Origin of the sequence: Streptomyces sp. NPDC020965, assembly GCF_044333555.1 — a bacterium.
GTDB lineage: Bacteria > Actinomycetota > Actinomycetes > Streptomycetales > Streptomycetaceae > Streptomyces.
In genome coordinates this window covers 370387-384763 of sequence record NZ_JBIRRE010000008.1, presented here as the reverse complement: position 1 = coordinate 384763, position 14377 = coordinate 370387, and the positions used below count along the sequence as shown (strand labels likewise).

The 14377-nt window shown below is 73.4% G+C and carries 15 protein-coding genes; 8 read left to right on the top strand and 7 right to left on the bottom strand.

Annotated features, from left to right (window positions below):
* Nucleotides 1-16: 16 nt before the first annotated feature.
* Nucleotides 17-643, bottom strand: a complete 627-nt coding sequence (locus ACH4S7_RS24825; RefSeq protein WP_398523461.1) for a GntR family transcriptional regulator — start codon at nucleotides 641-643, stop codon at nucleotides 17-19.
* A gap of 188 nt (nucleotides 644-831) precedes the next feature.
* Between ACH4S7_RS24825 and ACH4S7_RS24820 the strand changes: the two genes are divergently transcribed.
* The 6 genes from ACH4S7_RS24820 (at nucleotide 832) to ACH4S7_RS24795 (ending at nucleotide 4364) form a co-directional block, all read left to right on the top strand.
* Nucleotides 832-1458, top strand: a complete 627-nt coding sequence (locus ACH4S7_RS24820) for a DUF6629 family protein (RefSeq protein WP_398523460.1) — start codon at nucleotides 832-834, stop codon at nucleotides 1456-1458.
* A gap of 100 nt (nucleotides 1459-1558) precedes the next feature.
* Entirely contained in the window at nucleotides 1559-1738 is a 180-nt protein-coding gene (locus ACH4S7_RS24815; protein WP_398523459.1) for a hypothetical protein, read from the top strand.
* 4 nt (nucleotides 1739-1742) lie between these two features.
* Nucleotides 1743-2039, top strand: a complete 297-nt coding sequence (locus ACH4S7_RS24810) for a WhiB family transcriptional regulator (protein ID WP_398523458.1) — start codon at nucleotides 1743-1745, stop codon at nucleotides 2037-2039.
* A gap of 155 nt (nucleotides 2040-2194) precedes the next feature.
* The gene (locus ACH4S7_RS24805; protein ID WP_398523457.1) at nucleotides 2195-2470 is read left to right on the top strand and encodes a hypothetical protein; all 276 of its coding nucleotides are present in this window, start codon (nucleotides 2195-2197) and stop codon (nucleotides 2468-2470) included.
* Between the two features lie 94 nt (nucleotides 2471-2564).
* Nucleotides 2565-2954, top strand: coding sequence for a hypothetical protein (locus ACH4S7_RS24800; RefSeq protein ID WP_398523456.1), 390 nt, complete (start codon nucleotides 2565-2567; stop codon nucleotides 2952-2954).
* 12 nt (nucleotides 2955-2966) lie between these two features.
* Nucleotides 2967-4364: an NADP-dependent succinic semialdehyde dehydrogenase gene (locus ACH4S7_RS24795; protein ID WP_398523455.1), complete on the top strand. Its 1398-nt coding sequence runs from the start codon at nucleotides 2967-2969 to the stop codon at nucleotides 4362-4364.
* 51 nt (nucleotides 4365-4415) lie between these two features.
* Here ACH4S7_RS24795 and ssuE read toward each other — a convergent pair whose 3' ends face one another.
* The 6 genes from ssuE to ACH4S7_RS24765 form a co-directional block, all read right to left on the bottom strand.
* The gene (gene ssuE / locus ACH4S7_RS24790) at nucleotides 4416-4973 is read right to left on the bottom strand and encodes an NADPH-dependent FMN reductase (RefSeq protein ID WP_398523454.1); all 558 of its coding nucleotides are present in this window, start codon (nucleotides 4971-4973) and stop codon (nucleotides 4416-4418) included.
* Between the two features lie 282 nt (nucleotides 4974-5255).
* A complete protein-coding gene (locus ACH4S7_RS24785) occupies nucleotides 5256-5363 on the bottom strand; it encodes a putative leader peptide (RefSeq protein ID WP_398523453.1) in 108 nt (35 codons plus the stop codon).
* 145 nt (nucleotides 5364-5508) lie between these two features.
* The gene (locus ACH4S7_RS24780) at nucleotides 5509-6480 is read right to left on the bottom strand and encodes a peptidoglycan-binding protein (RefSeq protein ID WP_398523452.1); all 972 of its coding nucleotides are present in this window, start codon (nucleotides 6478-6480) and stop codon (nucleotides 5509-5511) included.
* A gap of 286 nt (nucleotides 6481-6766) precedes the next feature.
* Nucleotides 6767-8053: a globin domain-containing protein gene (locus ACH4S7_RS24775; protein ID WP_398523451.1), complete on the bottom strand. Its 1287-nt coding sequence runs from the start codon at nucleotides 8051-8053 to the stop codon at nucleotides 6767-6769.
* 226 nt (nucleotides 8054-8279) lie between these two features.
* Complete coding sequence (gene nagB / locus ACH4S7_RS24770) at nucleotides 8280-9062, bottom strand: glucosamine-6-phosphate deaminase (RefSeq protein ID WP_398523450.1); 783 nt, start codon at nucleotides 9060-9062, stop codon at nucleotides 8280-8282.
* A gap of 286 nt (nucleotides 9063-9348) precedes the next feature.
* Nucleotides 9349-9564 carry a hypothetical protein gene (locus tag ACH4S7_RS24765; RefSeq protein WP_398523449.1) on the bottom strand — a complete coding sequence of 72 codons (216 nt, stop codon included), beginning with the start codon at nucleotides 9562-9564 and terminating at the stop codon, nucleotides 9349-9351.
* A 126-nt stretch (nucleotides 9565-9690) separates the two neighbouring features.
* On the opposite strand from ACH4S7_RS24765, the gene ACH4S7_RS24760 reads away from it, so the two are divergent.
* Both ACH4S7_RS24760 and ACH4S7_RS24755 read left to right on the top strand, forming a co-directional pair.
* Entirely contained in the window at nucleotides 9691-10143 is a 453-nt protein-coding gene (locus ACH4S7_RS24760; RefSeq protein ID WP_398523448.1) for a hypothetical protein, read from the top strand.
* A 349-nt stretch (nucleotides 10144-10492) separates the two neighbouring features.
* Nucleotides 10493-13771: an ATP-binding protein gene (locus ACH4S7_RS24755; protein WP_398523447.1), complete on the top strand. Its 3279-nt coding sequence runs from the start codon at nucleotides 10493-10495 to the stop codon at nucleotides 13769-13771.
* The last annotated feature ends 606 nt before the right edge of the window (nucleotides 13772-14377 follow it).

Below are 14377 nucleotides of genomic sequence, written 5' to 3'. Positions count from 1 at the left end.
CGCCGGGGGCGGCACGCTACCCCGCCAGCAGCACTCCCAGGGTCGTCCCCAGATGGGCGTCGACCGCGGCACACGCCGCCGCAGCGTCGCCCGCCTCCAGGGCCGTGAGGATCGCCCGATGCTCCGCCAGCGCCGCCTCCCGCCGCCCCGGTCGGTCGAAGAGCCCCACCGAGCCGGCCCGGATCTGGCGCCCGCGCAGCCCGTCGTAGTGCCGGTCGAGCAGGGTGTTCCCCACCGCCGCGACGATCGTGGCGTGGAACAGCTGGTCCACCGCGATGAACTCCTTGGCCGTCCCCGGCCCGGTGAGCGCCCGCTGCCGGTCGAGGAGACCGGTCAGTTCCACCACCGGGGGCCGGCCGGCGGCGATGACGGACTCGGCCGCGTACCGCTCGACGACGCCCCGTAGCTCCATCAGCTCGGTGATCTCACGGCCGGTCAGTGGGACGATCTGCGCCCCGCGCTTGGGCACCAGCCGGATCAGGTCCTCGGCGGCGAGCAGCAGCAGGGCTTCACGGACGGGTGTGCGTGACACCCCGATGCGGTCGGCGATCTCCTGCTCGGAGAGGAACATCCCCTGGGTGTCGGGGTCGGTGAGCACCTGCTCCTTGAGAAACGCGTACGCCATGTCCCGGCCCGACGCCACCGTCGACCCCTCCCAGTTGTATACAATGCGTATACAAAAAATACCATGCAATACCCCTATGCGTATTCGAGGGCACCTGGTAGGGGTACCCCTATCGGCCGCCCGGTCCGCTTCGTCCGCGTATCGGGCCCCCTGCCGGGCTATAGCTCCAGGGACCACAGTCCCCGCCTCTCTCCCCCGGTGAGCCCATGTGCTGGAGCGCGACCGCCGACCTCGTGGCCGGGACCGCCGTCGGCGTGATCGGGGTGGTCTGCGTGGCGCACGTCCGCCGCGTCCGCGATCTGCCGCTGGCCGCGCTGCCCCTGCTACTCGGGATCCACCAGATCGTCGAGTCCGCCGTCTGGCGCGGCGGAGGGGGGCCGGGGCCCGCGACCGACGCATGGGCCGTCATCGCGCTGCCGGTGCTGGTGATCTGGGTGCCGCTGGCCGTCCTGCTCGCGGCACCCGCCTCCGTACGCCCGCGGCTGGCCGTCCCGGTCGCGGTCGGCGTCGCCCTGGCGGGCTTCCTCGCCCACCGCCTGGCCACCACCACGGTGACCGCCGAGATCCGGGGCCGGACCGTGGGGTACCTCCTGGATCTGCCGCACGCGCCCCTGGCTGTGGCGGGCTATCTGCTGGCGACCGTGGGTGCCCTGCTGCTCGCCGCCGACCGGACGCTGCGGGTGCTCGGCGCCCTGGTCGGAGTCGGGGCGGTGGTCTGCGCGCTGCTGTGGCGGACCGCGTTCGTCTCCACCTGGTGCGCACTGGCGGCCGTCGCCTCGATCGTCCTCCTCGTCTGGGTGCGCGGCCGGTCAGCCACAGAGACCGCGGGCTGAACCCGTCCGCCTGGGGCCCTCGGCGGATGGATTTCGGCGTACCCCGATATTCCGCGCGGACGCGGGTACCCGACGCCGTAGCCGACCTCAGGAGGCCATCATGACCACCGGCAGTACCGCCTTGCGGGACCGTACCCGCGGACGGATACGCACCTGCGTCCCGGCGTGGGAAGAGCGGCGTGCCGTCGCCGCGCCCGACCGGGACGCGGGCCGGGACGCGCCCGTGCCCGAGAGCCCGGAGACCGGTCCCGAGAGCAATGTCGTCCGAGGCGAGGACTGATCGGATGCGCCAGCCACCACGACACCGCTCACCCGGCCCAGGCGGCCGGGACACCATGGAGTGGCAGCGGGACGCCGCCTGCACGGACGAGGATCCCGAACTCTTCTTCCCCATCAGCAGCCTCGGCCCCGGGTCCGAGCAGGTGGCCCGCGCCCGGGAGGTGTGCAACCGCTGCCCGGTGGCGGATGCGTGTTTCGACTGGGCCAAGCGGACCGGACAGCGCACCGGGGTGTGGGGCGGCGTGAGCGCCACCCAGCGCGGCTCGGTGGGGCGCCGCTCGCGCCGCGCGGGCGTTCGCTGAGGCTTGCCAGAGGCTCCTCGGGTGGACGAATACCCCCCGGCGGACGGATTCGCTGTGGCGCGCCCTCGCCGGCCGGTTCCGGTGACTTCCCCCGGCCGGCCGGCGCGGGGCCCCGTCCGCCAGGAGCAGACCACTTTCCGACCAGGAGGAGCGAGATGACCGACCAGAAGTCCGAGCAGCCGGTCCCCAGGGACCTGCCCGACCAGCAGGTCCAGGAGGATGACGCCCTGGATGTGTCGGTGCCGCGATCCGATACCGCCGCCGATACCGGTACTGACGCCGATGTCGGCACCGATGCCGATGCCGATGCCGACGCCGATCCCGACCGTCGTCTTCCGGACGCGGACGAGTCGGGCGCGGGCCGGAGCGGCGAACCCCGGAGTGGTTCCGTCCACCCCGAGCAGCCCGTACCGGATGAGCCCTCCGGCTGATGCGCCGCCCTCCCGGCGGCACGGCCCGACTCGCCGTCGGGACGGCGTCGGGTGAGCCTGGGAGAGAACAGCGCACGGAGAGCGAGGAACCACGGTGAACACCAGTGAGCAGCGTGCCGAGCCGGTCGTCGTCACGATCAGCGGGTGTCGCAAGGAGGACGCCGACACGGTCTTCCACGTCCTGGCGCGGTCGTACGCGTCGGACCGCGCGGACGACGACAGCCCGCAGTACGTGTCCGAGGACCACGCGACCGTGTGGACCGCGACCTTCGACGTCACGGCCGCGGCGACCCCGACCGGCCCCGTCCCACTCTCCGCGCCCGTCGAGGCGGGAGTCCAGGGCGGCTACTGGGCCGTCGACCGGATGCGGGAGACGCTGGCCGACGCGTTCGACGTCAGGGACGAGGGCATGGCCGCGGGTGACCAGGAGAAGGACGTCCAGCTCCGGCTGGAGAGCCGCAGCCCCGCTCCGGCCGGCGGCTGAGGGGAGCCCGCCATGGCCATCGCGACCGTGAACCCCACCACCGGCGAGACGCTCCAGACCTTCGTCCCGCTGGAAGCCGCGGACATCGAGGAACGCCTCGCCCGCGCCGCCGCGGCCTTCGACACCTACCGCACCACCGACCTCCCCGACCGGGCGCACCTCCTCACCCGCGCGGCCGAGTTGCTCCTGGAGGATCAGGACGCCATCGCCCGCACCATGACCATCGAGATGGGCAAACCCGTCGCGGCGGCCCGCGCGGAGGCGGCCAAGTGCGCCAAGGCGATGCGCTGGTACGCCGAGCACGCCGCGGAACTCCTCGCCGACGAGCATCCGGCCGCCGATGATGTGGCCGACTCGGGGGCGGAACGGGTCGTCGTGCGCTATCGGCCGCTCGGGGTCGTCCTCGCCGTGATGCCCTGGAACTTCCCCCTCTGGCAGGTGCTGCGGTTCGCCGCGCCCGCTCTCATGGCCGGCAACACGGTCCTCCTCAAGCACGCGTCCAACGTCCCGCAGACCGCGGTCTACCTGGAGGAACTCTTCCACCGCGCGGGCTACCCGAACGGCTGCTTCCAGACGCTGCTCATCGGCTCGGGAGCGGTCGAGGACATCCTCCGCGACCGCCGCGTCGCCGCCGCGACCCTGACCGGAAGCGAGCCGGCCGGCCGCGCGGTCGCCGCCGTCGCGGGAGACGAGGTGAAGAAGACCGTCCTGGAACTGGGCGGCAGCGACCCCTTCATCGTGATGCCGTCGGCCGATGTCGAGGCGGCGGCGGCCACGGCCGTCACCGCCCGGGTGCAGAACAACGGCCAGTCGTGCATCGCCGCCAAACGGTTCATCGCGCACACGGCCGTCTATGACGACTTCTGCGCCCGCTTCACCGAGGGAATGCGGGAGCTGACCGTCGGGGACCCCATGGAGGAGTCCACCCAGGTCGGACCGCTCGCCCTGGAACAGGGCCGGGCCGATCTGGAGGAGCTGGTCGGCGACGCCCTGGAGCGGGGGGCGACGGCCCTGTGCGGTGGACGGCGACCCAGCGACCGGGCCCGGGGCTGGTTCTACGAGCCCACTGTCCTCGCCGGGGTCGATGACCGGATGCGGATCCACCGCGAGGAGGCGTTCGGCCCGGTGGCCACCGTCTACCGGGTGGCGGACCTGGACGCGGCCGTCGCCCTCGCCAATGACACGCCCTTCGGGCTGAGTTCCAGCGTCTGGACCCGGGACGTGGACGACATGGCGCGGTTCGCCCGAGACATCGAGGCGGGAGGCGTCTACATCAACGGCATGACTGCCTCTCATCCCGCCCTCCCGTTCGGCGGTGCCAAGCGGTCCGGCTACGGCCGGGAACTGGCCGCCCACGGCATCCGGGAGTTCTGCAACATCACCACGCTCTGGTACGGCCCTGGAAGCTGACCGCCGGGGGGACCCGCTCCCCACCCCTGGCCCCCCGCCGGGGGAGCCGGTTCAGCCCGCCGCCGCCAGTACGGGCCGGCGTCCGCCGAGCGCCGACGAGAACGTGGCGACGGCCTGGTCGAGACCGCCCGCCGCCTCCGGGGCGACGGTGACATCGCCGTCGTCCCGTACGGCGATGTGCCGGTCCAGGGTGAACCAGCCCTGGACGATGTGCGCCGCGCCCATCGAGGAGAGCACCGGCCGCAGCGCGTAGTCGATGGCCAGTACATGGGCGGTCGTCCCTCCGGTGGCCAGCGGCAGCACGGTCTTCCCCGCCAGGGCGTGCTGCGGCAGCAGATCGAGCAGCGCCTTGAGCACTCCGGAGTAGGCCGCCTTGTAGACGGGGGTGCCTATGACGACCCCCTCGGCACGCTCGAAGAGTGCCGTGGCCGCGATGATCGCCGGATGGCTGAAGTCGGCGCCGAGCAGCGCTTCGGCGGGGAGGGTACGGACGTCGAGGGGGAGTATCTCGTGGCCGTCGGCGGTCAACCGGGCATCGAGGTGGCGCAGCAGACGCGCGGTGCGGGAACCAGCGGAGGGGCTGCCGGAGACGGACACGACAACGGCCATGGGAATTCCTTCGTGGGGGAGGGCACCGGGCGCCGCGTCGGGAGGAGCACGTGGCGCGCCGGTGCCGGGCAGGGGTGAAGTGAGGAACGCGGCCTCGTCGACCGGGTGAGCGCGGCACGGCGGCGTGCTACGGACGCGGAACGGTGTCGGGGCGTACGGGGGAGTACCGATGGCCCACCCGCCCCGGGCCGGTATCGGGAACCGTCGCGCACGGGGTGGGCGCGGTGACGCTCACGGGGGACGCGAAGAGCGGGACGGTGCCCGCTAGACGAGCTAGACGAGCTAGACGAGCTCAACAGGCTGGGCGAGCCGGTGCCGTCGACAGGCGGCACTCGACACACGGGCGAGATCGACGTGTCGTCGCCGTGTGAGATCGAGTCGTGGCCGCATGTCCCGATTGCAACAAGTGGTGGTCGGATCAGTCAAGTGATCCCCGGTGTGGTCTTGCATCCCGGACTGGTCCGACCACCGGTGCCGGGCGGGGAGCCCGCCCGCCCCAGGAGCGGGCTCCCACCAGGGGTGTTCACCGGGGTGTTTAAACGTTGGGCACCTTCAGGCGGTCCCAACTGGCCTTGCCCGGGATGCCGTCGGCCGCCGCGCCGGTGTAACCCAGCTTGCGCTGCCAGGCCGCGTACGACGCCCGGTCGGCGTCCGTCCAGGTCGGGCCCGGACCGGACTGGTACCGGCCGCAGCCCTCCGCGACCAGCCGCCGTCCCATCGCCGTCACGATGGCGGAGCGCCGGCCGGCCGCGAAGAACGCGGCCCCCGGGAACGGTTCGTACGACGTGGGCTTGGGCTTCGGCTTGGTGACAGGGGGCTTGGTGACGGGCGGCTTGGTGACAGGGGGCTTCGTGACGGGCGGCTTGGTGACAGGGGGCTTCGTGACGGGCGGCTTGGTCGGGCCCTCCGGGCCGCCGTCGAGCCGCGCCCCGACCCGGGCGCGCATCGACTCCATGGTGAAGCCGCGCGGGTCGATCTTCCCCGGCTGCCACTCCAGATGCCCGATCACCGAGCGCCGTGACCAGCCGTGCGCCCGGCAGATCGCCGCCGACGCCTTCTCGATCGCCGCCAGTTGCGCGGCGGGCCAGGGGTCCTTGCCGTCACCGAGGTTGACGCACTCGAAACCGTAGAAGTGCCGGTTGCCGTCGGTGTTCGCCTCGTTGTCGGCGGGCAGCGACGCGGACTCGCCGACCACGGCGCGGAGCACCTCGTCGTCGCCGAGGCCCGCGTGGTTGGCCCGTCCCGCGCTGACGAGATGGACCGTGCCGTCCTTGGTTATCACGCCGTGACAGAGCGGTCCGGGCAGTGTGGAGTGGCCGTTGTAGCAGAGCTCCACCGAACTCTGCGCCCCCGAGGTGACGGTGTGATGGATCATCACCCCGTGTACCGGCCCCCAAGGGCCCTTGTGATTGCGGTTGTGCGTACGCCAGCTTCGGTGCTCGACGACCGTGAGCCCTTCGTCACGGAGGACCTTCAGCAGCCTCGCGGCCGACAGAGGAGTTGCCATCGTGATGCTCCTTGCGCGCTGGTACATCTGTTCCCGCTCGATCCGCCCGCGTGGCGGTTCGTGCGATGGGTCGCGACAACATTCGCATGAGGGGGTGAAGGTGTCGCAGGGGCCCCAGTCAGACAAGGTCTGTTCTGTCGTCTGATCACCGTCCAGGGATGGGTATTTCCGGGCACAGTGGCTGATTTCTCTGTGAGGGCCGGCTTGTTGTTCCTTGGAGGCGTCAACGTCTGTCGCCGCACCCGGTCAGGCGTCCGTCATGCGGCCCAGGCGGCTCAACGCGCCGTCAGCACCCGACGGTGCCCTGCCACACGGCCATCGGCGCGCTCGGCGGGCGCGTCCGCGCCTCCGGATCGATCCAGGTCACCGCCACGGGATCGAGGAACGCCTCCGCATGAGAGACGTGGCCGCGCCGGCGCACCGACGAGGGCTGTGGATCGCGGATCAGCGACTCCCGCGGCAGCCCGCAGGCGTGGAGCAGTGCCGCCGTCTCCTGTACGAACTGCACCGGACCGCAGAGGTAGACGCTCTCACCGGACCAGTCCCGCCGTCCCCTGAGATGCGTGTGGAGCCGCTCGGCCGCCCGGGTCCTGCCCTCGTCGCGTTCCTCGTGCCACCAGTATGCGCTCAGCCAGGGGTGGTCGCGCAGCAGGTCGTCGAGGAAGGCTCCGTCGTAGAAGTGCGCCTCACCCCGGGCCACGGCGTCGATCCGGACGCGGGGGGCGGGTCTGCGCGCGAGTAACTCATCGAGGACCGGTTTGACCGGGGCCCAGCCCGTGCCCGCCGCGATGAGGGTGACGGCCGGGGTGCCCGGGGGCGGCGCGAGCGCGGCTCCCGACGCGGCGCCGAGCCGCAGCCGCTGTCCGGGTTCGGTGTGGTCGCACAGGACGGTGCTCAGCAGGCCGTCCGCCACCCTGCCGACATGGAATTCGAGGATCCGCTCCCGCTCCCGTGCCTCCGCCGCTGCCCCGCCGGCCAGGGAGTACGGCCGCCAGACCCCTGGCAGGTCCTGGTGCTCCAGTGCCGCGTACTGGCCCGGGAGCCAGGGGTAAGGGGTTCGGACGGCGGCGCGGACGACCGCCGTGTGATCGCCGTGCAGTCGGTGCGAGACCACGGTGGCCTCCCAGAAGGGGGGCTCGTGCTCGGCCACGGACCGCCGGGCCCCGGCCGCCATCAGCTCGGCGACGCCCCCGTACACCCGCAGCCAGGCCGCCCTCGTCGCCCCGTCCCAGGTGGTCGGGGAGTGCTGGGCCACCGCGGCGACGAGGCTCTCGCCCACCGCCGTGTAGTCCCGGTCCACGATGCCGAATTTGCGGTGGTCCCGGCCGAGCCGTGCCAGATGGGTGGGGAGCCCGGGGTGGCCGAGCTGCTCCACGACATGGACCAGCGAGGTGAACATGCGCTGGTACTGGTCGGTCATATCGACCGGGAAGAGTGGTCGAAGATGTGGATGGTGTCTAAACAAATGGGCGTAGAAGAACCGGACCACATGGCCGGCTCGCCGTCGGACACGCTCCAGGCTCGCCCTGACCACATGAATGTCGTGGGCGCTGCCGTCGTCGTTGTCGTCCATGAAGATCCCCCGGGGCTGCACGAATGCGCGTCACGGGAACGCGCGACAAGTGCCGAGCCAGCGCACCGTATCAACTGAGTGGCGGATATGAGCCGTTGAAAGATGAATATGTTCCGGCCGGTGCAAAATCGATGCCACCGGCCGGTTCGGGGCTCTCACCGCCGGGGGGAGCGGTCCCCCCGGCGGGGTGGCCCGGCAGGTCGCTCGGCCGGGGGCGGCCGAACGATCAGATGCCCTGCCAGTCCGGCTTGGCGGCGTACGTGGCGCGGAAGTAGTCGGCGAGTTTCAGCCGGGACGCGGCGGCCTCGTCCACCACCACGGTGGCGTGCGGGTGGAGCTGGAGGGCCGAAGCGGGCACCAGCGCCGCGAGCGGGCCCTCGACGGCGAGCGCCACCGCGTCCGCCTTCGCCTCGCCGGTGGCCAGCAGTACCAGGTGGCGGGCCTCCAGGATGGTGCCGATGCCCTGGGTGATCACATGGTGGGGGACCTCGTCCAGGTTGTTGAAGAACCGGGCGTTGTCCTGCCGGGTCCGCTGGGTGAGGGTCTTGATCCGGGTGCGGGAGGCGAGCGAGGAGCAGGGTTCGTTGAAGCCGATGTGCCCGTCGGTGCCGATGCCCAGGAGCTGGAGGTCGACGCCACCGGCCTCGGTGAGCGCGCGGTCGTACGCCTCACAGGCCGCTGCCACGTCCTCGGCGGAGCCGTCGGGGCCCATGAAGGAGGACTCGGTCAGCCCGAGCGGCTCCACGACCTCGCGCAGGACCACCGAGCGGTAGGACTCCCGGTGGCCGTGCGGCAGGCCCACGTACTCGTCCAGCTGGCATATCCGGGCGCGCGACGCGTTCACATCGCCGGCGCGCACCTTGGCGGCGAGAGATTCGTAGATCGGGAGCGGAGTCGAGCCGGTGGCCACTCCCAGAAGGGCGTCGGGCTTACGGCGCAGCAGGTCGGCCATGGCCTCGGCGATGAGTTCGCCGCCGGCGGCGGCGTCCGGAACGATGACAACTTCCACGAAGATCCCTGTCCCTGTGTGTGCGTCTCGGTGTGCGCAATGGTGTAGACCAATCTACCGGGTGGGTGGGGGTTCTGTCGCGTACGCGATCACCTCCTCGCCGCCGGACGGTCTCATCGCCGGGGGACACCAGCACCGTCCCCGACGGTCACGGAGCCGTCCCGGTGACACCGGCCACCGGGCGCCGTCAGCCCCGGGGGCCGGGTCCCGACGGTCCGGGGGAGCGGTCGTGGCCACGGCCCGGAGACCCCGGGAGACCCCTTGAGGTCGCCCGGAGGCCCAGAGATCAGAAGAGCGGTAGCTGGCCGGGGAAACCGGGCACCACCACGCCGTCCAGCGACGGCTGGAGGGCGCGTTCGTACGGAGCCTGCAACCGCGAGCCGGGGCAGGAGACCAGCTCGGTCGTCGTCCGGGAACCAGCCGGGTCGTGGCGGGCGAAACGGCCCGCGACCACGGCGATCTCGCGACGGCAGACCGGGCACAGCCGGCGAGGAGAGGACATGCCCCCAGTCTGCCAGTCCACCCGGGGCGGGGCCGGTCCAGGCGCCTCGGGGGCCATGACCGCCCATCCGGCCCGGGACAGTGGATTCCCTGGCGACGGGCGGCCACGGTGGTTACCGTGGCGCGCATGGAGTCAGTGACAGTGTTCGGGGAGAACCTGTTTCCCGACCGGCAGCCCTGGGACGTCGTGTTCGACACCCTCAAGGTCTCGCACAGCGAGTTCTGGGTGCTCGCCGAAGGGGGTGACCACGGCGATCTGGAGTCCGCGATCCCCCAGGAGGGTGTCGTGTCGGCCCACGGCACCGCCGTCGGCGTGCCGACCCGTGCGTCCCGGACCCGTATCGGCATCGCCCTCTCCGTCTGGGGCGAGACACCCCCCGACGGCCGGGGCGTGTATCTCGGCACCTGCCGTGTCGACGCCCCCGCCCGGGAGTTGACCTGCGTCAACGTGGAGGGCCGGGAGCCCGGCCCGGCCCTCGTGCTGCCCGACGCCGGCGAGTACGGCGTGAAGGCTTGGCGGTGCGCTTCCGAGGAGCCGGAGCGGTACGACATCCGCGTCTGGCCCTGCCCCGACCGCTGACCCCCCGGCCGGCCTGCCCCGACCGTTGCCCCCCGGCCGGCCTGCCCCGACCGTTGCCCCCCGGCCGGCCTGCCGCGGTCGCTGCCCCGGCCGGCCTGCCGCGGTCGCTGCCCCGGCCGGCCTGCCGCGGTCGCTGCCCCGGCCGGCCTGCCGCGGTCGCTGGACCCCGGCAGCCGGGCCCGTCGGCCGGGCCCGGTCGCTGGACCCCGGCAGCCCGGCGCGCCAGCCCGCCCGCCCGCTGGACCCCGGCAGCCCGGCGCGCCAGCCCGCCCGCCCGCTGAACCGAGCTGCCGGGCCCGGTCTCCCGTCCGACCGCCGCGCCCCCGCCCCACACGGGGACAATGGGCCGGTGACCTACCGCTACCTCATTCTCGGCCCCACCCGCGCCGTCCGGCCGGACGGTACCGGGGTCGGACTCGGCGGAGCGCGGCTCCGGGCGCTGCTCACCGCACTCGCCGCGGGCGCGGGCCGCGCCGTGCGCCCGGCCGAGCTGGGCGCGCTGATCTGGGGAGCGGACGATGACCGGCCCGCCGACGAGGCCGCCGCCCTCCAGGCCCTCGTCGGGCGGCTGCGACGGGCCATCGGACCGGCATCCGTCGAACTGACCCCCGGGGGATACCGGCTCGCCGCCGACCGCGACGCCGTCGACCTCTTCCGGTTCGAACGGCTCACCACGGAAGGCATCACGGCACTCGACGCCGGACACGCCGCCGAGGCCGCCGCCCTCCTGGACGAGGCCCTCACGCTCTGGCGCGGGCCCGCGCTCGCCGATCTGCCCGAAGCGGGCTCCGACCCCGTCGCCGTACGCGCGGAACAGCGCCGCGACCAGGCGCGCGCGGCCGGTTTCAGGGCCGCCCTCGATCTCGGCCGCGCCCCGGACGTACTCGCCGAGCTGACGGCGTACGCCGCCGAATCCCCGTTCGACGAATCCCGCCAGGCGCTGCGGCTCCGCGCCCTCGCCGCTGCCGGCCGCCCGGCCGAGGCCCTCCAGGCGTACGAACAGATACGGGCCCGGCTCGCCGACCGGCTCGGCACCGACCCCGGCGCCGAACTCCGCGCCCTGCACGCCCGGCTGTTGACTCCCGCCGCCACCGTCGCGGCCGGGCGCGGCAACCTCCGCGCCCGTCTCACCTCGTTCGTCGGACGCGAGAGCGAACTCGCCGACCTCGGCGTCGCCGTGCGGACCCACCGGCTGGTGACCCTGGTCGGCCCCGGGGGCGCGGGGAAGACCAGACTCGCGTTGGAGGCCGCCGACGCGGTGATCGGGGCCTGGCCGGATGGTGTCCGGGTCGCCGAACTGGCCCCCGTGCGCGATGAGGGCACCCTCCCCGAGGCCGTACTCACCGCGCTCGGGGCCCGGGAATCGCCACCGAGGCTCCCCGGCGCGGCCGAGCCCCGCGGGCCGCTGGACCAGCTCGTCGAGCACTGCGCGGAGAGCCGGCTGCTCCTCGTCCTGGACAACTGCGAACACCTGATCGACGCCGCGGCCCGGCTCGCCGACGCGCTGCTCGGCCACTGTCCGGGGGTGCACATCCTGGCGACCAGCCGTGAGCCCCTGGGCGTCCCCGGGGAGTCCGTACGGAGCGTCCGTCCGCTGCCCCCGGAGACGGCGCTGCGGCTGCTGGCGGACCGGGGTGCCGCCGCCCGCCCCGGGTTCCGGACGGACGACGATCCGGACGCCTGTGCCGAGATCTGCCGCCGCCTTGACGGGCTGCCGCTCGCCATCGAACTGGCCGCCGCCCGGCTCCGGATGCTCACCCCGCGCCAGATAGCCGACCGGCTGGACGACCGGTTCCGGCTGCTGACCGGCGGCAGCCGCACCGTCCTGCCCCGCCAGCAGACCCTGCGCGCCGTGGTCGACTGGTCCTGGGACCTCCTCGACGCCCCCGAACGCGCCGTCCTGCGCCGCCTCTCCGTCTTCTCCGGCGGCTGCGCGCTGCCCCAGGCCGAGGAGGTCTGCGGAGCGAACTCCCTTAGTGGGCGGGATGCGCCCGACGTGCTCGCCACTCTCGCCGCGCTGGTCGACAAATCGCTGGTCGTCGCCGTCCCCGACGCCGGCGACGGTATGCGCTACCGACTGCTCGAAACCGTCGCCGAGTACGCCTCCGAGCGGCTCGACGAGGCCGGCGAGCGCGACGCCGTCGTCCGCCGCCATCTGTGCGTCTACCGGGAGCTGGCCCGTACCGGCGAACCCGAGCTGCGTGGGCCGGGCCAGGCCGGGTGGCTGGACCGCTTCGAAACCGAGCACGAGAACCTCCGGACCGCCCTGCGGGCGGCCGTCCGCCTCGCCGACGAGCAGGAGGCGCTCTGTCTGACGCTCGCCATGAGCTGGTTCTGGCAGCAGCGCGGCCACCAGGCGGACGCCCGCACCTGGTCCACCGCGGCGGCCGCCCTCACCCCCGACCCGTTCGCCGCCCCCGTCCGGCCCGCCGGGCCGCTGGCCGAACGCTGCACGGACACCCCGCTGCCGTGGACCGGCGAGACACTGTGGGAGGCGCGCCGCAGCACCCATCTGATGGTGCTGGCGTGCAGCGGCATCGAGGACTCGGTGGCGGGGGCGACCGCCGGGCCCCGGCTCCAGGAGTACCTGGGCCGGATCGTCGCCGCCTACCGGCCGGGACTGCCCCAGCTCCGCCGCCAACCGGGCTCCATGTGGTTCTTCGCCCGACTGATGAAGGGCGGCTTCGGCGGTCTGCTCGACACCGTGGACGCCATCGTCGCGGCCAACGAGGACCCGCCCCCGGGCACCGGCTGGGACCTCGCCTTCGCCCTGATCATGCGGTCCCGGCTGCGCTCGGAGGGACGGGACGGGCAAGGGGGTGACGCCGACCGCGCGCTGGCGCTCTTTGCGGAGGCGGGTGACCCGTGGGGCGTCGCCGAGGCGCTCTCCGCGCGCGGCGAGGAACACGAGCGGCAGGGTAGGTACGCCGCGGCGGCGGCGGACTACGAGCGGGCCGCGCGCGACTCCGAACGGGTCGGCGCGCACTCCCAGGCGACCGTCTTCACCGCCCGGCTGGCGGCCGTCCGGTTGAGGACCGCCGCCGACGCCGACGAACTGGCCCGCGCCGAACGCGCGCTTCTCGATGTGGTGGAGGAGGCGAGGGGCCGGGCGAGCGAGGTGATCGGCACCGGGCGGATGCTGCTCGCCCGGCACTACGGCGCCACCGGCCGCACCACGCTCGCCCGGGGCCAACTGCGCCGGATGGACGGCGAGACGCACACCGGCGCCCCCGGCCTCTTCCACGGCCTGCTCGCGGGGACGCACGGCTGGCTGGACTGCCTGGACGAGGAGTACGAGCGGGCCCGGGAGCGGGTGCGGGAGGCCGTGGGGCATCTCGGCAGCCTCGCCTACGTCGTCGCCCCCCAGCTCGTCGCCGACCAGTTCCTCTGCGCGGCCTGGGCGATGGCCGGTCTCGGCGCGGCCGGTGACGGGGCGCGGATCCTGGCCGTGTACGACGACGGTGACCGGGGTCAGGGCAGCCTCGGCTTCCAGCCGTTCGACGACGGGCCGACGGTGCGGCGGCGTACCGAGGCCGCGCTGCGGGCGGTGCTCGGCGACGCGGAGTACACCCGGGCGTACGAGGCGGGCCGGGGCCTCTCCGTGCGCGAGGCCGCCGCGCTGATTTGACGCCCCCGCCCGCCGTGCCCAGGGCTGTCCCCTAGGGAGTGTCTTCAAAGTAGCGTCGTCCGCCCGGAGGGCGGGGCTGGCGGGGTCTGGTGCGTGCGATCGCAAGGCGGAGGAGGGAGTCAACGCGGAGCGTTGGCGACTGACGACAACGCGGCGAGGGTGCGTGCCAGGGCACGGCAGACAGACGGGACTTTGAAGACACGACCTAGTCCGTGGTGCATCCCCGCGCGGCGTCAGATGTACGAGGCCCTCCCGGGCCTGCGGGGATCAAGTGTGGGGTCTCGCTGGGCCGTGTCGAGGTGTGGTGCTTCCTGGGGCTGTGGGGCCGGGGCGTTGCGCCTCCCGGGGCCCGTGGGGGTCGAGGCGTGGCGCCTCCTCAGGCCGCAGGGCCGAATGGTGGGGCCCCCCGGGGCCCGCGGGGGGTCTTCCCGGGCCCCAGGGCCGAGGAGTGGCGCCTCCCCGGGCCCGCGGGGGCCGAGGAGTAGGGCCTCCCCGAGCCCGCAGGGGCCCAGGAGTGGGGCCTCCCCAGGCCCGCAGGGGCCCAGGGGACGCGTCGTAGCCGTCGTCGTGCGCCCGCCAGGGATGTCGTGCGCCCTCAGGGAGCAC